The 24087-nt window shown below is 36.1% G+C and carries 19 protein-coding genes; 15 read left to right on the plus strand and 4 right to left on the minus strand.

The annotated features are described in order from the left end of the window. The first annotated feature begins 17 nt into the window (after positions 1 to 17). Positions 18 to 956: a rhodanese-related sulfurtransferase gene (locus tag SGJ10_04295; protein ID MDZ4757348.1), complete on the plus strand. Its 939-nt coding sequence runs from the start codon at positions 18 to 20 to the stop codon at positions 954 to 956. 143 nt (positions 957 to 1099) lie between these two features. Next, positions 1100 to 1630 (plus strand): TIGR00730 family Rossman fold protein, encoded by a 531-nt coding sequence (locus SGJ10_04300; protein MDZ4757349.1) that lies wholly within the window; start codon positions 1100 to 1102, stop codon positions 1628 to 1630. Positions 1631 to 2046: 416 nt separating this feature from the next. On the opposite strand, the gene SGJ10_04305 is transcribed toward SGJ10_04300, so the two are convergent. Beyond that, a complete protein-coding gene (locus tag SGJ10_04305; protein ID MDZ4757350.1) occupies positions 2047 to 2982 on the minus strand; it encodes a CPBP family intramembrane glutamic endopeptidase in 936 nt (311 codons plus the stop codon). 193 nt (positions 2983 to 3175) lie between these two features. On the opposite strand from SGJ10_04305, the gene lptB reads away from it, so the two are divergent. The 8 genes from lptB (at position 3176) to SGJ10_04345 (ending at position 17363) form a co-directional block, all read left to right on the plus strand. Next, positions 3176 to 3901 (plus strand): LPS export ABC transporter ATP-binding protein, encoded by a 726-nt coding sequence (gene lptB / locus SGJ10_04310; protein MDZ4757351.1) that lies wholly within the window; start codon positions 3176 to 3178, stop codon positions 3899 to 3901. An 85-nt stretch (positions 3902 to 3986) separates the two neighbouring features. After that, positions 3987 to 7817, plus strand: a complete 3831-nt coding sequence (locus SGJ10_04315) for a GEVED domain-containing protein (GenBank protein ID MDZ4757352.1) — start codon at positions 3987 to 3989, stop codon at positions 7815 to 7817. A gap of 86 nt (positions 7818 to 7903) precedes the next feature. Continuing rightward, positions 7904 to 11716 carry a GEVED domain-containing protein gene (locus SGJ10_04320; protein MDZ4757353.1) on the plus strand — a complete coding sequence of 1271 codons (3813 nt, stop codon included), beginning with the start codon at positions 7904 to 7906 and terminating at the stop codon, positions 11714 to 11716. 150 nt (positions 11717 to 11866) lie between these two features. Further along, a complete protein-coding gene (locus tag SGJ10_04325) occupies positions 11867 to 12874 on the plus strand; it encodes a hypothetical protein (protein ID MDZ4757354.1) in 1008 nt (335 codons plus the stop codon). A 604-nt stretch (positions 12875 to 13478) separates the two neighbouring features. After that, positions 13479 to 13988 (plus strand): hypothetical protein, encoded by a 510-nt coding sequence (locus SGJ10_04330; GenBank protein ID MDZ4757355.1) that lies wholly within the window; start codon positions 13479 to 13481, stop codon positions 13986 to 13988. Between the two features lie 4 nt (positions 13989 to 13992). Continuing rightward, positions 13993 to 14997: a hypothetical protein gene (locus SGJ10_04335; GenBank protein MDZ4757356.1), complete on the plus strand. Its 1005-nt coding sequence runs from the start codon at positions 13993 to 13995 to the stop codon at positions 14995 to 14997. 1 nt (position 14998) lies between these two features. After that, complete coding sequence (locus SGJ10_04340) at positions 14999 to 15967, plus strand: T9SS type A sorting domain-containing protein (GenBank protein ID MDZ4757357.1); 969 nt, start codon at positions 14999 to 15001, stop codon at positions 15965 to 15967. Positions 15968 to 16541: 574 nt separating this feature from the next. Then, entirely contained in the window at positions 16542 to 17363 is an 822-nt protein-coding gene (locus SGJ10_04345; GenBank protein ID MDZ4757358.1) for a glycosyltransferase, read from the plus strand. A gap of 135 nt (positions 17364 to 17498) precedes the next feature. Here the strand turns inward: SGJ10_04345 and folK are convergent, their stop codons facing one another. From folK to SGJ10_04360, 3 genes are all read right to left on the minus strand, one after another. Beyond that, entirely contained in the window at positions 17499 to 17975 is a 477-nt protein-coding gene (gene folK, locus SGJ10_04350) for a 2-amino-4-hydroxy-6-hydroxymethyldihydropteridine diphosphokinase (protein ID MDZ4757359.1), read from the minus strand. Beyond that, entirely contained in the window at positions 17972 to 18586 is a 615-nt protein-coding gene (locus SGJ10_04355) for an L-threonylcarbamoyladenylate synthase (GenBank protein ID MDZ4757360.1), read from the minus strand. The genes folK and SGJ10_04355 overlap by 4 nt, the downstream gene beginning before the upstream one ends. A gap of 240 nt (positions 18587 to 18826) precedes the next feature. Continuing rightward, positions 18827 to 19036: a hypothetical protein gene (locus SGJ10_04360; protein ID MDZ4757361.1), complete on the minus strand. Its 210-nt coding sequence runs from the start codon at positions 19034 to 19036 to the stop codon at positions 18827 to 18829. Between the two features lie 629 nt (positions 19037 to 19665). Between SGJ10_04360 and SGJ10_04365 the strand changes: the two genes are divergently transcribed. The 5 genes from SGJ10_04365 (at position 19666) to SGJ10_04385 (ending at position 23737) form a co-directional block, all read left to right on the plus strand. After that, positions 19666 to 20586 (plus strand): polysaccharide deacetylase family protein, encoded by a 921-nt coding sequence (locus SGJ10_04365; GenBank protein ID MDZ4757362.1) that lies wholly within the window; start codon positions 19666 to 19668, stop codon positions 20584 to 20586. Then, positions 20587 to 21663 carry a hypothetical protein gene (locus tag SGJ10_04370; protein MDZ4757363.1) on the plus strand — a complete coding sequence of 359 codons (1077 nt, stop codon included), beginning with the start codon at positions 20587 to 20589 and terminating at the stop codon, positions 21661 to 21663. A gap of 120 nt (positions 21664 to 21783) precedes the next feature. Beyond that, positions 21784 to 22332: an RNA polymerase sigma factor gene (locus tag SGJ10_04375; protein ID MDZ4757364.1), complete on the plus strand. Its 549-nt coding sequence runs from the start codon at positions 21784 to 21786 to the stop codon at positions 22330 to 22332. A gap of 32 nt (positions 22333 to 22364) precedes the next feature. Then, the gene (locus SGJ10_04380; GenBank protein MDZ4757365.1) at positions 22365 to 23249 is read left to right on the plus strand and encodes a hypothetical protein; all 885 of its coding nucleotides are present in this window, start codon (positions 22365 to 22367) and stop codon (positions 23247 to 23249) included. Then, entirely contained in the window at positions 23246 to 23737 is a 492-nt protein-coding gene (locus tag SGJ10_04385) for a sensor of ECF-type sigma factor (protein MDZ4757366.1), read from the plus strand. Before SGJ10_04380 ends, SGJ10_04385 begins: the two co-directional genes overlap by 4 nt. Positions 23738 to 24087: the final 350 nt, after the last annotated feature.

Here is a 24087-nt window from a genome sequence, read left to right on the forward strand (position 1 = left end):
GCAAACCGAAAAAGAACATGGCTCCTTATCATATACTTTTATATTATTTTTATACACCCATTGAGGATGCTGAAACATTTGCTTTAGAGCATTTGAAATATTGCAAAACCCTTGGTGTGCGTGGTCGCATCATTGTGGCCCACGAAGGTTTGAACGGTTCTATTAGTGGTTCGCCCGAGCAATGCCAGCAGTATATGGACGACCTTAGAGCAGATAAAAGATTTGAAGGAATTGAATTTAAAATTGACGAAAGTGAGGACCATGCGTTCAACCGCCTGCATGTGCGTTACAAATCGGAAATAGTACATAGTGGTCTTCGTGACCCCAGTATTATCAACCCCCGCCAAAAAACGGGCGTACATATCGATGGCAAAACTTTCCTTGAAATGAAAGAACAAGACGATGTAGTGGTGGTGGATGTCCGCTCGAATTATGAGCATGGCGTTGGCCGATTTAAAAATGCCATCACATTCGACATGGAAAATTTTCGTGAGTTTCCTGAGAAAGTAAAACAACTGGAAGCACTAAAAGGTAAAAAAATAATTACTTACTGCACGGGCGGTATTAAATGCGAGAAAGCTTCTGCGTTGTTATTGGAGCATGGCTTTGAAGATGTATATCAACTACACGGAGGTATAATAAAGTATGCCAAAGAAACAGGCGGAAAAGATTTTGACGGCGTTTGTTATGTTTTTGATGGACGTATTACAGTACCAGTAAACGAAGTTAATCCAACTATTATTTCCAATTGTCATATATGCAATATCCCTACCCTACGCATGGTGAACTGTGCCAATGTTGAATGCAATGAACACTTGCCCATTTGCGAAGACTGCGGTGAAAAACTAGAAGGTGCTTGCTCCGAAACCTGCAAAGAACACCCACGAAAAAGACCCTATAATGGAACGGGATATTATGTACGACCTCCAGTAGAAGTGGCAAATAGTATCAAGTAGCTTGCCCGCCGCGGCGGCAAGTATCAAGTATATTGCATCCTTATTCTGATAAATTCTCTAATTAATTTTCAACAATATATAATATACTTTTTTAATCCCGCTAGTTCCTGCCTCGGCGGGCAAGCAACTTGATACCTGATACCATGAAAATAAAATCTCTCGCTGTATACTGCGGCTCATCCTCTGGCACTAAAACTATATATAGTGAAACTGCTCACCAGCTTGGAACTTTACTGGGCCAAAATAAAATCAATATGATATATGGTGGGGGCAATATTGGACTGATGGGAATTACTGCCGATGCTTGTATTGCTGCGGGTGGACATGTGACAGGAGTTTGTCCAGGATTTTTAATTGAACGCGAAGTTGGGCACCATGCATTGGATGATTTGATTGTGGTTAACAATATGCACGAACGGAAAATAAAAATGTTCGAACTTGCAGATGCTTTTGCGATATTGCCAGGAGGTATTGGAACCCTTGATGAATTTTTTGAAATCCTCACTTGGAAACAATTAGGCCAACACGATAAACCAATATATATAATAAATGTGGATAGATTTTATGACCCATTATTAACGATGATGCAGCACATGGTAACGCAAGGTTATTTGGCCGAGAAGAATTTGGAATTATATGAGGTGGTGGATGGTGTGGAAAATATAATGTTATAATAGACCTCTTTCATAATTCAAATAAGAAAAGCCAAATTCTAACGGACACTTTATTTTAGCTGCAATTTTTAAAGAAGATGTTAAGTTTCTTCAAAGACAAATTGACATATACGTGAACGATGAGAATACCATTCCAAATATAATTATTGCTTGTGGTTCAGTTGTCTCTAATCATTTTGATTATTATATAGACTTGAAGAAAAAAAAAAGGTTGGAAAGTTACTACTAAAGGTATTTGGTATTTTAGATTTGGACCTAATAATTATTTTATTTCATACTCTCATCCAGAGGCAAGAGTTCAAGACAGCATACTATATTATGGGTTAATTGATGCCATTAAGGAATTAATGATAAATAAACCAGTAAGCATTAATTTGTGATGCAACAGCTCATTAACCCCGCCGCACCGGGAACCATTAACCATTAACCATTAAAATCGCTCCCACTTCCATCAACCAAGCTATCCCCAGATGCACCATAATACCTCCATATATTGATTTTGTTTCCAAAGCAAGAACGCCTAATATTAATCCGCCGAAAAAGGAACTTGCTGTTTCGGCCATCGGTTTCCAAAAGTGAATTCCGACATAAAAACAAGCAATGGGTATAATACATTTATAACCACAAATTCTTCCTAAAAGTAACATCATAAATCCACGAAAAAAAGATTCGATAGAAATAAAATCTATACCATAACATAATTCAAATAATGCAATTGGCTTCCAATTTTCGGCAGTTAAACTATGATAATGAAATATAGCATATACTTTTGGATATTGTGCCAAAAAATCTGTTTGGAACGATGCCCATACAATCAATGGAACCATCAGTAATAACAGCACCCAATAAGGTTTGGCTTCAAAGTTTTTGGTAGAGAATCCATAGAACGGCATTTGCTTTCGGTGCCAAAAAATCCATAGCATAAAGACAGGAACAATAGTGAGCAAACACATCACCAAATTATCAGCACAATTATATGCTAATGATTTAAGTTCCTGATTGTCTTTTAGCCATTTTGAAATTAAAACATTGTGATAGGTAAATGAAGAACGCAGCGAAAAAATTGCACAGCCAATGAGTATAATAGTCCATAGTTTTTTACTGTGTAGTTTGGGGTCTCGATCGAATAAATATAAAATAATAAATGGATATAATATACTGGCAAAATAGAATACAAAGTATTTAAAATACGACTCTGTAAAACTATCTGAATCGTTGACCCATGCCTTGGGGAAACGGTATTCATAATTCAAATATATAAACAATGCATTTAGGCCAATTATAATAACCAAATAAGTCCTGTTTACTTCCTTGGTAAAATAATTTTTGAGATACCCTATTATTTTTTTCACAGTGGGCAAAGTTATTGGATTAAATTTAATATTGGAATTCTCGGGTTTTTATGTGCAACTTTGCGAGATAATTAAACGTCATTCTGAGTGGGCCGATAGCTATGGGCCTTCCCATGAAGAATCTGCCAGTAGCGTCTCCGATTCCGACAGATTCTTCGCATTGAAGCAATGCTCAGAATGACGTAAATGAAATATGATTCTCCGCTCAGAACACCTCATGAAACGCTACAAGAAACGCCTTGTAGTTAATAATGCCAGCATACAAGTGGCACAAGGAGAGATAGTGGGATTGCTTGGCCCAAATGGTGCAGGCAAAACCACCAGTTTTTATATGATAGTGGGGTTGATACAACCTGACAGCGGAAAAATATTTCTTGACGACAAAGACATTACCCGACTGCCTATGTACAAAAGGGCAAAACGAGGCATCGGTTATCTGCCACAAGAAGCATCCGTATTTCGTAAACTGAGTGTAGAAGACAATATAAAAGCGGTTATGGAAATGAGTAATCTTCCCAAAGCCGAGCAGAAAGATAGACTAGAACAACTTATAGATGAATTCAACCTGCACAAGGTTCGTAAAAGTATGGGCAATGTGCTGTCGGGCGGTGAGAGAAGGAGGACTGAAATAGCAAGAGCTTTAGCCGTTAACCCACATTTTATTTTGCTCGATGAACCTTTTGCCGGGGTGGACCCAATAGCAGTGGAGGATATACAAATGATTATAAAAAAGCTGGCAGAGAAAAATATTGGGGTGCTCATTACCGACCACAATGTGCACGAAACGCTCAATATTACTGACCGAGCTTACCTCCTATTTGAAGGGGCCATTATGAAAGCGGGCACCGCCGAAGAACTTGCAGCCGACGAAATGGTGCGTAAAGTGTATCTGGGACAGAACTTTGAGCTAAGAAGATAAGCTGCCATATTTTTTTTTCTGGTGTACATTGTATTGTGAAATAAATACCCGAATATTGGGTACTTATTAGCACATAATTTATACAATGAAAAATATCTACCACTCAATTATTAAATCCTGTTATTTGGTTCTTTTGTTAGTAACCCTTAGTTCAATCTCTAGCAAAGGGCAATCCTACTGTAAACCCTCTATCTCTAATCAAGGACTTCCTTACAATTTGTACATAGAAAATGTAGCACTTGATTCTATTGACAATACAACCACAGCCCCATCATCATCTCCCTATTATACCTTATATAATACCATGTCCACCACCATAAAGACTGGTTTTGGCTATTGGGTTAAAATTACGCCAGGTAATTCAGGTTATTCAAAAAATATGGCTGTCTGGATAGATTTTAACGGCAATGACACATTTGAAAGCAAAGAAAAATTGGGTGAGAAAGCCAATATGCCAAATGGACAAGATAGTATATATTTTAGTGTGCCTAACAATGCCGATACGGGTGCAACTAGGATGCGTGTGATTTTTGCTTATAACCAGCAAAATCTCACTCCGTGCGGAAGTTATAGTTATGGCGAGGCTGAAGATTATGTCATAAATATACAATATGTAGCTTGTACTACCCCACCTACTCCAGGTATTGTTATCACTAATAATACTGCACCTTGCACGGGTATTCCATTTATATTGTCATTACAAGGAAATAGTAATGGGGCGGGGCAGAGTTACCAATGGCAGAAATCTTCTGACAGTGTTAACTGGAGCGATGTATCAGGGGCTACATACGATACTACCAATCAATACCAAAGTGCGAGTACTTACTACCGTTGTATGGTAACATGCAGTAGTAATTCCGATTCCACCGCAGCATTTGAAGTTGTACAAAATCCATTTTACAATTGTTATTGTAGTTCCAGACCTAGCAGTGGTAAAACAACCAATATAGCAAATGTTACGTTTGGCAACTTCAGCAATGGGGTAGACACATTACCTGCCACCAATAATACGAATGTCTCAGCCACTTATTCTGATTATACAGGTATTGGTAAAATAGGACTTATACGAGGAAGCACCTACCCATTTTCTGTTACACAAATTGATGCCAGCAGTTGGGCGGTTTGTTATATAAAAGTCTGGATTGATTATAACCAAAATGGGGTTTACGAAACATCGGAAGTTATATATGGTGGGAATACAAAAAGTGGTTCAAAAGGAAATACGATACATGCAAATATTACGATACCATCTGGAGCAACTTATGGTATCACCCACATGCGTGTGCATTTAGAATATAGCGGTGCTTCTTCTGGCAGTCCCTGCGGAACTTATTCTGCTGGCGAAACTGAAGATTATACTGTGGTGATATTCGACAAGGCAAAAAAAGACGTTGCTATTAAATCCATAGTAAGCCCTGCTGTTAAATCATGTTTTTCAGGTACTGAACCTGGCAAGGTTGCAGTATTTAACCAAGGAACTGATACTTTAGATTTTTCTTATACCAATTTGAATGTTCACCTTGAAATGAGCAATTTGAATACTGGAACTTTAGATACGGTAATTACTTCTGGGAAGTTAGCTCCTAGTGCATCCATGACAGTTACGTTCAACCAAACACTTGATATGAGCCAAACTGGTGGCGATTACGAATTTGTAGTATCTGTTTCAATGGCAGGCGACAGCATTCCTTATAATGATACAGTTAGACTAACCGTTACGCCAACCGTAGCAATCCCTTTGGGTTATTTGCAAGATTTCAATTTATCATATACCATACCTGCTTCCTATACCAACAATGGGTTTAGTTATAGTAACAATACAGGACTAAACGGATCCGATGCCTTGGAAGTAAGTATGTCGAGCTCAGCGAAAGCTACTGCTACATCAGAACTCATAGGAACCACAACGAGTTTGAGTGCCTTAAAGCTATTTTACAAAACCGCTGGAGCTATGCCAAATAAAGATACGATATTTATACAAGTTTCTACAGATTGTGGCTTAACCTTCAAAAGTGTTTATAGCATAATTACTAAGAATAGCCATGCCAACAAGTGGGATAGCATACAATACGACTTAGGAGCTTCTGCAGGCAACAATGTAATTGTAAAACTATTAAGATCTGCTAATGCGGCTTCATCATATACTATATATTTTGATAATTTAGCAATTGCCGACAGGCCTGACCTTAACTTTGGCAATGATACCGCCGTTTGTAATTCTATAACACTATTTGCCAACCCAAATTATAATAGTTGGGAATTTGCGTGGAGCAAAGCAAAATGGATACAAGACACACTGAAAGTTACCTCAACAAGTGTGGTATGGTGCAGGGCAATGGATGCAATATACGGCGTGTGGACTATAGATACAATCAAGATTACAGTATACCCCACACCAATAGCCAACCTTGGTGCCGACCAAAAAATATGTTCAGGTGTTAATACTATTTTAAATCCGGGAACTTTCCCAGCATCATACACCTATTTATGGAATACAGGAGATACCAGTTCTACGCTTACCGTATCTACCAGCGGAACTTATATAGTATCAGTAACAGCCCCTGCAGGTTGTTATGATGCGGATACCGTAAAAATAACAGCAAGCAACCAACCCAAAGGTGTATATATTATAAAAGGCTCTCCCTATAATGGACAGTATAATTCGGGCACAGCTACTGCACCTGACAATGTGTGCGTAGGCAATACGGTTACTTATGAAATAACGCCACCATCTGGTCATACAAATGCGAAATTTGGAATTACTTGGAATATTCCACTGGCCGTTGTTGCTACTATAAATGGCAACACTCCAGCAGGCAATGTAACTGTTACACCGCCAAGTGCCATCGGCAATGGAAGTTTGAGTTACGCAGCCAATGCTGCTGATGCGGATTCATTATATATAATAACGACTACGGTTATTGATAGTATTACAGCATGCGATACTTCGGTGATGCGTTATATATCGGTGAACTCTTTGCCAAGTGTTAATCTTGGTTCCGACGAAACTGTTTGCCCCAATACTCAAGTATATTTATCGAGCAGCGGTTCATTTGCACAATATAAATGGAGTGATGGCAGTACCAGTAATATGCTGGGGATATCAGCCCCGGGCGATTATTGGTTGAAAGTTACTGATAACAAAGGCTGCACTAATAATGACACAATTACTATTAACAATCATACAGTAACAAATCCAAATCTTGGCCCTGATAAAAATATTTGTCCTAACGATAAAGTTTTATTGGACGGCGGAAATGCGAATGCATACCTGTGGAGTACCAATGCTTCCACAGCAAAAATTACTATATCGACCGCCGGAACATATTGGCTCAAAACTACTGATGCCAATGGTTGTTTTGCCGCCGACTCAATTGATGTAAACTTGCTTCCCACACCCGATGCCAGCTTTACTTATAATATAACAAACGGAAAATCGGCAGTGCAGTTTACTGCAACTAATACGACACATAATAAATATACTTGGACTTTGGGTGATGGCGGGAATAGTGCACAAATATCGCCTGCACATACCTATACACTAACTGGTGCGTATATTGTAAAATTAGTTGTTACCGGAACCAATGGTTGCAGCGACTCCAGTACACAAACGATTAATGTAAATACGGCTATCAATATGCCGAATGCCTTGGTGAATGAACTAACCGTGTTTCCAAATCCATATAATCACGAAGCAAGCCTTAATTTTAATTTGATTAAAAATGCGGTAGTGAATATAGAACTGTATGATATATATGGTCGCAAAATAAATACACTCGCCAATGGGCAATTGGCCGAAGGAAAACACCAAATGCAAATTGCTACCAACAATTCCGCTCAAGCAGTATATATGTTGCGTATAACAATTAATGGTCAATCAACCGTGATTCGTTTGATAGACTTAGGAAACAATTAATATGTATTTTAACTTTCCAATCTCAAATGCATTCGGGATTGGAAAGTTATTTAAAAATTAGACTACGAATTTAAATAATCACAGGTATGAAAAACACCAAATTAATTTCAAAATTTTTGGCAGTTGCCATAGTTTTATTATATACTACTTCGGTATGTAGTTCGCAAGTCTGCAAACCAAGTTTTGTGGGCTCTGGCCTAAGTTGGGGCTTGTACACCTCCAATGTAACGCTTGATTCTATTAACAACACAAGCACTATACCCGCCAATTCTCCTTTTTATACTTATTATAATACACAATCAACCACAGTTAAAACTGGTTATGGATATTGGGTAAAAGTTACTGCGGGTCCTTCAACACTGGGATATAATAATATTGCAGCATGGTTAGATTTTAATGGCAATGATACTTTTGAAACGAAAGAAAAAATTGGTGAACTCGACGATATGGCTGCATCTGCACAAGACAGTATATACTTTACCGTACCCAACAATGCAGATACTGGTCAAGTGAAAATGCGTGTGATATTTTCCTATTACTATAAAAACATTACTGCTTGTGGCACTTTGTATTATGGCGACTGCGAAGATTATAATATCAATATAAAATATGTGCCTTGTACTTCGCCACCCACTGCAGGTTCGGTTATTACAAATAAAAATCCCGTTTGCACGAGCGATATTTTCACACTGTCGCTACAAGGCTCTACAACTGGTGCCGGCCAAACATACCAGTGGCAAAAATCGGCTGACTATAATAATTGGAGCAATATAGGAAGTGCTCAAAATCAAAACTTCATATCTTCTCAAGGTGATTCTACCTATTACCGATGCATGTTAACCTGTGGTGGGTATACAGATTCGACGCAGGTATTACTTATGGTACAAAAACCTGCTACCAATTGTTATTGCAATCCAACGTCATATTATCCTACTTTCGTCAATATTGGCAATGTGAGCTTTGGTAAATTTTCTAATGGTGCAGATACCTTGCCCGATGAATATAATCCCAATGTAAATTCCGGTTATCATGATTATGCCAATATAGGATATATTCCTTTAATAAGAGGCGATACATTTCCATTTGCGGTAACGCAAATTAGCAGCACCCTATTTTATTCATGTGATATAACTGCCTGGATTGATTATAATCAAAATGGAGAATTCGAAGCCTCTGAATCTATATACAGTGGAAGTACGACTAGCGGTTTATATGGAAATACAGTCCGCAAAAATATAACCATACCTGCTTCTGTAAAAACTGGAATTACAGGTATGCGAGTAAAAATTGAATACTTCTCTTCATCAACCGGCGTATGCGATACAGCTTATTATGGCGAAGCCGAAGACTATAATGTATATATATATGACCAGAAAAAAATAGATGCATATATATATAATATTGAAAGCCCCTTAGTAAAATCGTGCTACTCAAATGCTGAGCCTGTAAAAGTAGCAATCTATAATTCGGGAACTGATACCCTCAAATTCGCTAACAACAATATGCAGGTCCATTTAGATATGAGCAACCTCAACAATGCCAGTCTGGATACGGTAATCAAAACAGGTTATTTGGCTCCTGCCTCGTCCATGCATGTTGGTTTCAGTAGCACCCTGGATATGAGTAAATATTCAGGCAGCTATGATATAAAGGCAACTATAAAAGTGGCTAACGACAGCATACCGTATAATGATATCATAAATAGAACCTATAGCCCCGATATGCCTATAAAAACTGGATATCTTGCAGTATTTGAAAACTATAATGGGATCCCAAAATCATATATCAATAATGGTTTTGTTTGGAGCTACGCCAATGGTTTAAACGCTTCAAATTCACTTAGGGCAAGTATGCTCAGTAGCAAAAAAGGATCTGCCACATCAGAGCTTATTGGACCCCTTACCAATATTTCTGCTTTGAAAATATATTATAGACCAACAGCTAACATGCCCAAAACTGATACGGTATTTATTAAAATCTCTACCGACTGCGGAGCAAGTTTCCAAACTATATATAAAATACTAACGGCTAATTCCAGTTCTTTTAGTTATAGTAGTTTTCAATTTGACCTTGGTAAATATGCGGGTAATAATCTCATCGTTAAAATAATCACATCCCCTCATTCAGCTTCTAACTATAGTATGGATTTTGATAATTTTGCCGTTGCAGATAAGCCACAAATAAATTTAGGTAACGATACTGTTGTTTGCGATAAAATCACTTTATATGGAAATCCCTTACATAAAAAATGGGATATGGTATGGAACAAATACAAAGCAACAGAAGACACTTTAGTGGCTAAATCTTCTGGAAATTATTGGTGTACCGCAACCGATTCTATATATGGAATTTCTAATTCTGATACCGTGCATGTGGATGTATATCCCACTCCCAATGTTAAGTTCGGCCCTGACCAAATTCTTTGTATTGGAAATACTGTTACCCTCAATCCAGGTAAGTTTAATGGATATAAATTAAATTGGAGCACGGGCGATACTACCGCTACTATTGATGTATCAACTGGTGGCACCTACAGGGTTACCGTTACTGCACCTGCAGGTTGTTATGGAATGGATACTATTATAATAACAAGTGTAAATAAACCCAGTGGTGTGAGTATATCAAAAGGTTCACCTTATGATGGAAAGTATAATAGTGGAACTGTAGCGAATCCTGATGATGCGTGTGCAAACAATACCTTAACTTATGAAATAACGCCACCTTCAGGATATACAAATTCTCAATACGGCAGCAACTGGTTTATTACACCCAGTATTATATCAATAAATGGAGCAGCAGCTATTGGAAAATATAGTTTGACAACTCCTACCTCAACAACGAATGGCAGCATCAGTTTCATGCCAGACTTAGCCGACGCCGATTCAACATTTATGATATCTTTTACGGTAAAAGATGCAAATACAACCTGCGATGTTTCTGTAATGCGTTTTTTGAAAGTAAACCCCGCACCCACAGTTAATCTTGGTTCCGACCAAGAGGTTTGCCCAGGTACAGCAGTATATATGAATACAGGTGGAAATTTTTCACAGTATTTATGGAGTAATGCTAGCACTGCTGCTATGATATCCGTTAGCACTCCCGGCAGCTATTGGTTAAAAGTTACCGACAGCAAAGGTTGCTCAAATTCCGATACCGCCGATTTGCTCAATTTTCCTTTGCCTACCGTTAGTTTGGGCAATGACAGAGGTACTTGCTTTGGAAACGCATATATATTGGATGCGGGAAATCAATCGGGATATTTATGGAGTACCGGTGCTAATTCCCAAACTATTAAAGTAACAAAATCGGGAACTTATTGGGCTGAAGTATATAGTAATGATGGCTGCACTGCCCGTGATACGGTAGTTATAGAAATATTGCCAAAACTAAAAGCCACATTTAGTTATACCAAAAACACACCTACAGCTATAAAGTTCACACCCGATTCTACACAATATAATATATATAATTGGAATTTTGGCGACAGCAGTTCTTCCAATTTAATGTCTCCTGTTCATTCTTATAATAATGATGGAAGTTATATAGCAAAATTAAATGTAATTGCTAAATATGGATGTACCGATTCAGCCACAACAACTATAAATATCAATACGGCAATTAACCAAGTACAAACGATTGCCAATGAAGTTTCGGTATTCCCAAACCCCTATAATCATGAAGCAAATCTGAATTTCACTTTAGCTAAAAACAGCCAAGTAAATATAGAACTTTATGATATATATGGCCGAAAAGTAAGCACACTTGCAAATTCAGCAATGAGTGAAGGTAAGCACCAGATCATCATCTCCACCAGTGGCAGTGCACAGGCAGTATATATACTTCATATAATGGTAAATGGACAAAGTACTATTATACGTTTGGTGGATTTGGGTAACTAAATAAAAAAATACAAATTAAAGCCCGTTCCGAAATTTTGGAACGGACTTTAATTTTAAAATTTTACAAAAATAAATTTGTTTTAATGAATTATAATACTTTCATTTGTCCTTAAATAAATATGTTACTATGAAAAAATTATTCTTTTATTAATGGTTTCATTCGCATTACATGTTACCACCAAAGCCCAATATTGGATTCCTTCCAATTCGGTTACCACAGCCACACTCAGTCCTGTTAGTATTAGTATACCCACACCTAATACCAATACCACAAATCATTTCTTGATAAGAAGAAATTTACTAAATGTGATACAAAATCCACCACCAACCTATTACACACAAAACTATTTAAGGATTGAAAATTATACGCCACCTATCTTAGGCTTTCCAGCAATTACTACTCCTATATTTACCATAAACGATGATGGATATATAGGGCTTGGCGTAAACGATCCAACAAGTCCTCTGCATGTCAGTATCCCCTTCGATTATAACTTTAAAAGTTTTCACTTTACAAATAATAGTAGGCCTTCAAACATATTAATCATTGGCGGGCAAACCCCTCCTTATGATAGACAACTGTTCTATGTTAATAGGTTATTCCAAGGAAGCTATGGTAAGATACCTCAAACCGATGACCAAGGAATATTTTGGAGCGATGGCAAAACAAAAGCTACCAATGTGAGTGAGAATGTATATGATGAAACCGGTGAAATAACAGGCACAAGAACAGTTACCAACTACTATAATACCAGCTCGGGTTTTGTTATTGCACCTTGGTATAACCCCACAAATACGAGCGATTTTAGAGGACTGCGAATAGCTAATAATGGTTTTGTGAGCATTAACAGCTCTAATAATTTTGGTTATGCTTTGGCGGTTAATGGCACTATAGGTGCTAAAGAAATAGAGTTGGATATAGCTATTAATTGGCCCGATTATGTGTTTGATAGTTCTTATCAGCTATACGATATTGATTCTCTGCGACACTATATAAATGCTAACCACCATTTACCAGGAATTCCCCCCGCAAGTAAAATGCAAGATCAAAAAATGAATGTGGCAGAAATGAATATTGCCTTGCTCAAAAAAATAGAGGAAATGACTTTGTATATGATACAGCTTGAAGAAAGGATTAAAAAAGTGGAAGGGAAATAATAAATGAGAACCTTAAATTTTTTATTAATCTGTATTGTCATATTTGCAAGCTCAATTTTGCATGCAAGAGATATACATGGGTATATTTCTTTTGGGGGGAATTTAGGGTATAGAACAAAGGGGGCTATTACATTAATACTAATAATCAAAAAAAAGTTGGTTTTTACGATTTAAAACTTGGTATTGCTTATAATCTAAAAAAGAATACATTTATTACTGGCATTAAAGCCTATAGGGATATTGATATGGAAACACCTAATATGCTTGGCCATGTTAATCGACACGGATTATTTATAAAATGGAATTATAAAATAAAAAATCAATATTATATTGGTGCTGAATATTCTAGATTAATAGCAGACAAGCATAACACATTTACAAACAACACAATCAATATTTATTCAATATGTGCTGGTAAAACATTGTTAAAGAACCGCATAGGTTTTGAGGTAAAATGTGATTATGTTTCAATAACGCCAAAATGGATGAGCCATTTCAATAATTTTATAATTTTATATGTTAAAATATAATATTATATTATATTATATTATTATTACTTCTAAGTTTTATTAAGTGCGGTGCATTTAATCGACCCAATGATTCTATGAAAAATGTGATTTTAATTCAGCCTACTTTGAATTTTAAAAAAACTTATAGTGGTAATTATTATTTGGATTTACAATATATACGTTTCACAAAACGAAATATTGGTGGGTATGCAGGTGTTGGTTATGGATATTATAGTTCAATCGGCTATTATCAAAAGAAGCCTTACTTTGCTAATCGGTTAATTAATTATGAGGTGGGTGTAGCATATAAAGTTTGCATGGCTAAAAATTTATACAACATAACAACTTTGGGTTATTATCAATTGACCGACAATACTTTAATATATCAAATGGATTCTACTTTTAAAAAATTCACAGGAGTACAAATTGCTGATATTTTATTTGTTCCAATTAATAATCATTTTTACGCTACTATAAATATTGGTTATTCAATTTCTAAAATTATTTTTAACTTTACTGATATTAATAACTATAATAAAATATCAACCATAAAATACAATGCCAATAAAGTATCTTTCCAAATCGCTTTTGCTTATAAATTTTGAATATATGAAAATTATTTACTTATCTATATTTTTTTTATGTGGCATTTGCAAAGGCATCGCACAAAATATGATAATTAATGGCGGATTTGAAGATGCTCAGAAATCTAGTTTTACTGACAATCCCAATGAGTTTCTGGATCCAAGTAATTGTAGTGGAAATGGTTGTAATTGTAGTGGCCATGTTGCTGAATGGGGATCATCGTATGGTTCACCAGATATAACTTATGGCTCACCTAATAGTGGCCAATATGTAACCAACCAATGTGGCGTTAGTGTTATAAGTATATACTCTTTCGATTGTTGCCCCATACCACAACTAAGCACCGTTAATATTGAAATATGCAATAAAAGTTTTTATCAACTGGGCCCGCAGGCTTTTACTTTTCTTAGCACCTACGGTTATATATTTCAATGGACAGCCACAAACCCAACCGATTTAAATTATTTAAGCAGTACAACTATTATAGACCCTTCAATTACATTAGACCCCAATAATCCATTACCTACCTTCCCAATGCATTTATATTTAACAGGTACCAATGCTTGCGGCGTTTCTTTTAGCCAGGAGTATATATTGGATGGCAATCCGCAACAACCCATCGTACATTATATATCACCTGGTTATTGTTGGAATGCATCAGTACAAGCTTATGTATCTTGCAATCCATTTTATCACAGTTCAACACAAATACTCGAATTGCCTTATCAGCTTTCAGACCAAACCGCTCCTCCTTTAACTATAGAGTACAAACAGTTAGTAGTAGAAGTATATAATGGAGGAGTACTTTTAGGCAATCCTATAATATTTAACTATGATGATCCCACTATGATAAATCAATTAAATAATAATTTAACAGCATTGGCAAAAAACAATACTTACAAATTAAATACTCCAATAAACATAGATTGTACAAAATCTATTGGTGTAGTAATTTATTACAGGAGAGATTGCGATATTTTTCCTCTACTTGGATTTGATTATGGCAATACAACTTTATGCATTTACTAATATGAAGAAATTATATATTATATTACTTTTATTTACCAGCACAGCATTTTATAAATGTTACGGACAAATAGACACTATACCCAATGGTGGCTTTGAGCACTGGGAAGGACAGCAGAATTGTCAATATTATATCCCCAAACCCTGGGAAAACTATTGCACAGATTATACAGGATTTATATTTACACATTTACTTCCTCATTCCTTTGAGCCATATAAAGACACAGCTACTTTATATCTTTTTTCACCTAATGATAAATCTCCCAACTTTGTAGAACAAACTTTCATCATACATTCCCGTCCAAAGGCATTTAGTATGATTGCTGGCTATAACTCTGGTATTAAAATAGCTGGGTTCAATGTTGTGATATTGATGTTAAAAGGGAAAGATACAGTAGCATATAATAACGAAAGCTCTGACCCAAAATATTACCGTTATTTAGGAGATACAGTATTGCCATTTGACTTTATTTTCCCAATTAAATACTATAATAATAATATACCTGATTATTGTTATATTAGACTAAATTCTGTTTCTAGACAATATACAAACTTTACTAAAGGCGGAGGTACCTTATACGCAGATAATGTAAAATTTCTTGATACTGTTATGGAAAAAGGCGTTTGGCATCCTGATACAACAACACATAATGATACAACCACCCATACAGATACTACAAAACACACTTCTATATATTATACTGCCGCACCCCCGCCACAACTTACTGTATGGCCCAACCCATCAAGTGGCGAAGTGTCTTTTAGTTTCAAAGCAACAGGCAACGGGTTATATACTTTAACTATATATGATATCACAGGCCGTTTGGTTTCTACACCCATCAAACAAACCCTGCAAACAGGCAGCGATACCAAAGCCAATTGGGACTGCCCCAACTGCAACAGCGGCATATATACTTATATATTGCAAAGCCCTAGTGGTGTGCAAGCGGGCAAGGTGGTTTTGGTGAAGTAGAACTATCTATTACATCATGTCCACGACAATAATTGTTGGGAGGATAATAGGATAATTTTTGGCCACCCATTAGACCTTTTTAATAATCGCAAAGCACAAACCTTCTTACAATAACGTAACTAAACAATTGAAAGATATTTTAAAATACAGCAGTGATAGTTGAATAAATAACAGCATCCAAAAAGCAGTCGCTATGCATAAGCTACCGAGAATAAACGCAAGGAGGTAGCAGAAATAGGCTGATATTTATACAACGGTTTTTGCGAGGGGTTTCCCCGAAGGAAAAAATCATCTTTGTATTTTAAAACACTTTTGCTTACTTTTTGTGTAAAAAGTAAGGTCCTCGTGGCGAACGAGGCGACAAATAAAGCATTACAGTATTTTCGCTCCTAATATAATACCACTTGTAGGAATGCGTTAACGGTATAATGTAGCGACAACACAAGAATACAGGCTAAGATATTATGTATTATGCATTGAAATAAACATATACCCAATTTTCGAATTATGTAAGAGTTCTTTTACATAATTGCACTGACCGTACTATATTTGTCTCTTTAAAAAGATAAATTAAATGCTCTCCATCATCATCCCAGTATATAATAAAATAGAAATCACTATTTCTTGCATTCAAAAAAACATAATACACTGTGAGCAAAAATCAGAATGGATTATTATAGACAATAACTCCGATGAAGCTACCAAAGCAGGTTTGCTGCAATTGAAAAAATTTGCCGAAGAGAAAAATCATACATTTACTATCATACATGAAACAGAAAATACAGGTACCGCCCGTGCTTGGAACACAGGACTAGCTAAAGCCACAGGAACTTATATAGTAATTTTGAACAATGATTGTGTACTGATGCCCCATTGGGATACCGCAACAATTAAAGAAATTGAAACTGGCAAATTAGAATTGTTTACACCTTTCATTATCGAGCCACCCATGCTAAAAAACAAATACAATGAAAGCGATTTTTGGGAAGGGAAAAAAAACTGGAACTATTATCTTCAAAAGAATAAAAGACGAATTTGCAACGGAATTTTTGGTGGTGTTGTATTTGCGGCTAAAAAAGAAACATTTGCGAAGATAGGATTATTTGATTCTAAATTCTGGCTCACTTTAGATGATATGGATTATATATACAAAGCGATGAAGATGGGTATAAAAACTGGCATATCAGGAAATATCATAGGGTTTCACCATGTGTCATCTACGCGAAAAGAAATGAATATTAATGAGCAGGTGGCCGTTAATTATTTTAAAGAGAAATGGAACTGCGACTATGCCAAACAGGAAAATTCTTTTTGGAATAAGTTGAAAAGAAGTTACAGGAAAAAGTTGTTTTTATATACTGGAAAGTTGGGTAGAATTAATATGATATTAAAATAGAAACTTGTCAGTTTGAGTTTATCGAAGACGCTACCGTTTGTTAAACTTCGATAAACTCAGCATGGCAACCTAGACTTAACATAATTGAAACATTTATATGCAGAGCGGAAGAATAGTCCGCACGAATAAATTCCGCTAAACCCGTTCCACCTCCAAATCATCAGCACAAACCTCCAACAATTCTTTGAGCTTCTTATTTTTTACAGGATGTATAAACTCTGGGGCCAACTCACACAAAGGCTCTAATGTAAATCTTCTTTTATGCAATTGTGGATGCGGAACAGAAAGCAGATTACTATAATATATCACACTTCCCAAAAACAATATATCAATATCTATCATTCTTGGGCCCCATTTTTCTTTGCGTTCACGGCCCATTTCTTTTTCTACCTTTTGCGTAATTTTAAATATTTGCTGTGGCCTAAGCGAAGTATGATATATAATAACTTGGTTGTAAAAATCGGGCTGCTGGGTATTGCCCCAAGCTTTGGTTTTATATAATGATGATAATTGATGATTGCCAAATTGGGCATCCAACAAACTTACAGCTTTATGAAGTTGCTCCACACTATTGCCCATATTGCTGCCTAACAATATATATAAATCCCTCAAGGCAATTCTCCTTTTCCCTGCCTGATAATTTCTGGCTCGTCGCCCGTACAATCAACTACGGTCGATGGAATATTCCCACCTGTTCCGCCATCAATCACGGCATCCACTTGCTGCTCGTAAGCTTCGTGAATTAATTCTGGGTCTGTTAAATATTCTTCCACCAAATCGGTACTATGCAATGAGGCTGACACCAGAGGTTCATCGAGCATTTCTATTAAAGTGCGGGTTATACTGCAGTCGGGCACACGGATACCAATAGTTTTTTTGGAGGTGTTTCTGAAAATTTTCGGGACATTATTATTGGCATTCAATATAAAAGTGAATGCTCCAGGCAAACAGGTTTTCATCATCCTGAAAACTGGATTGTTTATCTGCTGACAAAAATCGGAAAGGTGGCTCAAATCAGAACACAACAAGGACAAATTCGCCTTTTCAGGTTTTTTACCGATGAGTTTGCAAATGCGTTCAATTCCATTTTTATTATTTGCCCTACAAGCTATGGCATAGATGGTATCGGTAGGGATTATAATAATTCCATCCTTTTGCAAAAGCTCTACAGCTTTTTTGCATTCACGCTCATTGGGCGTTTTGGGATGGATAGTGAGCAGCATAATATTTATATTGCTGCAAATTTACTAAGTTATTTACGATTTACGATTACCATACGGGCGAATGCTCTTCGTAATTTGTAAATCTGGCATATATCTACTCAAGTCCGATAGCTATCGGACCTGAGTATATAAATGCCCTAATTCGTAAATCAACAATCGGAAAATCGCAAATAAAAAAAACCACCGTTAATCAGACGGTGGCAATATCATTAATCCAAATTAATTATATATGTATCTATCTTATAAAAACATGAAGGGGTTGGTGCAAAACACTTTAATAATCAATAAAGAGAAAAATGTTTTGTTTGCATAAGCATTGATGTTCCTTGTAATACCTACAGGCATCAAGGCAGGAGTGTACTGCATATTGGGCTGCCCCAAAGTGAAACGGTTATTACCTTTACGAAGGTTTTTGATTCTTTTTAACAAATTGGTGATTGTGCTTTTCATTATTGTGCTCTCCTTTTAATTATTTTTTGAATGTTTGACGGGCATACGAAGCTTTCAAAAGTGTTTTTTCGATAAGGCTCATATGGCAATAAGCGATTTCTTTAATAGTAACACTATTAAGAAAGGCAACAACGTTCTCTTTCGAGTCGATGTTTTTTGTTTTTGTATTGAGTGTTACTTGTATCATTTTGTTGTCGCTTTTGATTGAGACAAAATTGCAGGATACGGAAAGTTGAGAAACTTCAAGTTTTAGGTTTTTCTTACGGATGATTTGGGATTTAGAAAAGCCCATTTAGTATGACCTATATCACCTTTCATATATTAACAATTGATTTTAAATACTTTATAAAACAAGCAAGTCCCTCAAAAAAGGTCTTATCTTACTTACATATCGATTTGCAAGGTGCTCACTTTTTGCAAGAAAATTAAAAAACCGCGTTTGAGGCTTCTAGATTTATCCCAAATTCAGCATTATAAATGCTGAATCGATTAAGAAATTGTAATTCAATTTATATAAAATTGAATTACAATTTCCATCCTCTGGCGGCGGCGTGATAAACCCAACCAAACCAAATAGTTCGGTTTTGCAAACCTTCAATTGATTAATTTGGGTTTACTTTGCAAACGCATTGCTAAAGCTCCTCAAAAAAATCACCGGCCAAAAATTGCTGTTGCCTTTCTACCATGAGGTTTCTGATAAACAATTGCCACATCTCAGCGGATTGTACCATGTTCGAACACCTCAGCAGTTTGAAACCGAAGTGGATTTCCATTTAAAACACTATACTCCCATCACTTTGGATAGTTTAGTGGATCATATATATAATAGTATACCTATTAATAAGCCTACCTTTTTATTGAGCTTCGATGATGGGCTGCATGGTGTTCATGAATTTGTGATGCCCATACTGCAGCGTAAAGGATTGGAAGCAATGCTATTTGTGAACCCAGCGTTTATTAACAATAAAGATATGATGTTCAGGCTAAAGGCTGCTCTCATTGCCCATGAACTCAAGAAACAAAAAAACAAAGGGATGAAATATGTGGCCAAGTATTTATTCCATCTAAAACATGAACACACCGAACATTTAAACGAACTAGCCAAAGAACTCGAATTCGATTTTTCCGACTATTTGAAAACACATCAGCCTTATCTGAATTTAAATGAATTAAAAGAACTTAAAACAAACGGCTTCCATATTGGGGGACATACCGATACCCATCCCGAACTTAGGTATTTGCCTTTGGATGACCAAATTTCAGAAACGCTCAAAAGCATGGACTGGGTAAAACAAAACTTAAATCCCAAACATCACCTCTTTTCATTTCCGTTTACAGATTATGGAATAGGCACTGAATTTTATAAAGGTACTGAAAAACATATTGATTTATATTTTGGAGGAGCTGGACTAAAAATTGAATCAAATCCCAAACATTTGCAAAGAATTCCTGTTGAGAATTTTTCAAATGCAAAATGGATGATTTATTACCAATATATATACTGGTTACTTAAAATGCCCTTTGGCAAAAACAATATTAAACGCAAATAAATGTTAAAAGAAGGAATCAATATATTATATAAAGATGATTTGACTCAATTTATCCATAGCGAATTGTTTGGCAAATTCAGAGACGTTCCGATCAGTAAAATCAGAGCAATCTCGCAACTTAACAATCCTAGTAGGTTGGACGACAAACCCATGCTCCTTGTGCAAATTAAAGCAGGCGAAATTGTTGCCTACCTAGGAGTTTACCACGATTGTATCATAAAAGACCAAACCAAAATAACTATAGGTTGGACCAATGATTTGTGGGTAGCACCCAAAGACCGTGGACGAGGCTATGCAGGTAATTTAATTGTAGAATTATATAAACATTTCGAAGGGAATTTAATAGTAGCCGATTATGTACCAAACACCTTTCATATATATAATAGCAAAGGTGTGTTTCAAAAATTAAATCCAATAAAAGGCAAACGAATTTTCCTCGAAAAACCCAATATCGAATGGATAGACAAGCGTTTTGGGCTATCTTTCAAAAAAATATTGTTCAATTATTATTTAAAATTGAAACCTGAGAAACATAATCAGATTGATTCCGCAATATTATTATATAAACAAAATACAATATATAAAATAGGAACAGAACAGGAAAATTTTATAGTTAGCTGCAAGCAACAATCAATATTTAATGAGGATATCAACAAATGGAACCATTGGCTCGCTGCTCCATGGCTTAGCGAAACAGAAACAGAAAATCGTTTTTATTTTTCTACCCAATGCAAGCCTTTTAAACAGTTTTGTTTAGAATTGAGAGATGAATCGAATGTGATAAAAGCACTGGTATTCATACTAGTGAGGGGTGATGAATTGAAGGTAAAACAAATTTATGCTACCGCAGAAAGCTATGATGAAGTGATAAAATATATTATACACACGGCTCAATTTTTTGAAAGCAAACAGATTCTATTACATGATACCAAAATGTTTCCTTCACTAAAAAAATACTCTAGCAATTATTTATTTGCAGTAAACAGTAAAAAACATTTATTGGCTGGCAATACAATTTTCAACCTGATGGAAAATGTACACGTTCAAGTTTCAGATGGCGACCTAGCCTTCACCTAATCCCAACTACCGAATGGCTCCATTCGCCGCCGGCGAACCAAATCCCGAATCCTGACCCTCATCATTAAACCTTTTGCATTATATTTGTCATACCCAACAAGCTAAACTAAATTAACGACTATGAGTACCATAGAAGACAAGGATATATTGGCGGGATTTCGTGATGAAAAAACTCGCAACCACTGCTTTGAGCAATTGGTAGACAAGTACCAACGCAGAATTTATTGGCATGTCCGCAAAATTGTACTTGCCCATGATGATGCTGATGATGTAGTTCAAAATACTTTTATCAAAGTATGGAGCAGTCTTGAAGGCTTCAGAGAAGATTCAAAATTATTTACTTGGCTATATAGAATCTCCACCAACGAAGCCATCAATTTCCTGAATAAGAAAAAAGCAAACTTATATAATGATTGGGAAACTGTAGAATATAGTCTAAGCGAAAATTTAGCAAGTGACCCCTACTTTAACGGCAATGATATACAAATGAAATTGCAGCAAGCCATTCTCACCTTGCCTGCAAAACAAAGGCTCGTATTCAATATGAAATATTTTGACGAGGTGAAATATGAAGAGATGAGCGAGATATTGGGCACAAGTGTTGGGGCTTTAAAGGCTTCTTACTTTCATGCTGTGAAAAAAATCGAAAAATATTTCGGAGTGTCTTAAACCATTATGTCACAAAAGCGTCAGAACACTAAATGAAACCTTTTCCATCCCATAACGATAACGCCGATCAAGAACTCAAAAAACTTTTGGGAACAGAAACGGGCTTTGTGAGTCCTGATGGATATTTTGAAGAATTGCCCACGAGTATCAAATTACAATTGGGTGCATTTCCAGAATCAGACTTCACCTCACTTCCCAAACACGAATATCCTTTTACAAATCCTGCCAGTTATTTTGATGAATTAAAAAATATAATTAATAAACAAATAGTGCAAGAAGAAAACTTTGAAGTAGTTCCACTAATTCCCGCAAATGAAACAGGATTCGATTTGCCTGAAGGATATTTTGAACAGGCAAAGTTTAATATATTGGATGAAACTACAAAACATCAAAGTACTATAGAAACAGGGAGTGAAAATGCATTTAAAATAGACGATAATTATTTCGAAAAATCAAAGAAAAATATACTTGCACAAACTGTCGGTACTACCAAAAATAAAAATACAACTATATATAGTCCTTTGGTACGCAGACCGATACTCAAAACCTTTCTTCGCTATGCAGCAGTTGTGGCCGTAGCATTTGGTTTGGGATATATGACCAACCACAAACAAAACATTGTAGTATATAATAATAATGGTCAATTAAGCAAACCTGTTATTATAGAAGATATCACTTATGAAGAATTACAAGCAGCTTTGTTTGATGAAGATTTGGATACTGAGGATTTGATAGAATTGGCAAATATGGAACAACAAACTGCAAATAATAATGACATTCAAAAGCCAAGTAGTAAATCAAAAAATAATATACAAAAAAGCAAAGAGGACTATACTCCAAAAGCTGATAAAGCCCCAAACCAACAACAAATAGAACAATATATAATTGATAACGAAATTAATCCCGAAGAATTATGAAGAATATTATAATAGTGATGGTCTTTATGCTGAGCTTCTCAGCATTTGCTCAAGGGCAGCCATCCAAAGAGAAAAAAGAAGATAAGGTGAAAGCATGGAAAATAGCGTTTATAACTGAACGCTTAGATTTAAGCTCGGACGAAGCACAAAAATTTTGGCCGCTGTTCAATGCTTTTGAAGCAGAAGGAAAAGCTATTAAAGAAAAATACAAACTCGATCCCGATGCTAATAAAGATGGACAAGTAAGTGAGGAAGAAGCCGAGAAAGCATTGACGAAACAAGTAGAAATGCACCAAGCCCAAGTCGACTTGCTCAAAAAGTATAATATTGAATTTAAAAAAGCAATACCCGCAAGCAAAATTGTGAAGCTGTATCAAGCAAATGAAGACTTTAAAAAAGTATTACTGCAACGCTTGAAAAAGATGCAGCAGAACAAACCGCAAAGACCTGGCGGCGGCGGTACTCCTGACCTTGAGGGTGGGGAGTAATATACTTATACCATTTCTTAAATTATAATAATTCTCCGCCCGAGGCGGATTACTTCGCTTGGTTGGGTGGAAACACCACACTCCACACAAAAATTATAGACCCTGAATCCCGATAAGTCGGGATCAGGGTGACGTTGCAACGGCAACGCAATCAGGCGTAAGCGTCATGCTGTTCGCCGCCTGCGAATAATTATCATCGTAGCAGACTTGTGGTTATATATGAAATAAAAGTCTTTGTACTTGGCTCCTATTCTATCATAACCTTAACCATTTCGCTCCCCACAGAAAGTATATACAATCCTTTCGGTAAAACTCCTACATTTATACTATATATATTCTCGCCATTTGTA

The organism is Bacteroidota bacterium, assembly GCA_034439655.1.
Taxonomy (GTDB): Bacteria; Bacteroidota; Bacteroidia; order UKL13-3; family UKL13-3; genus CANJUD01.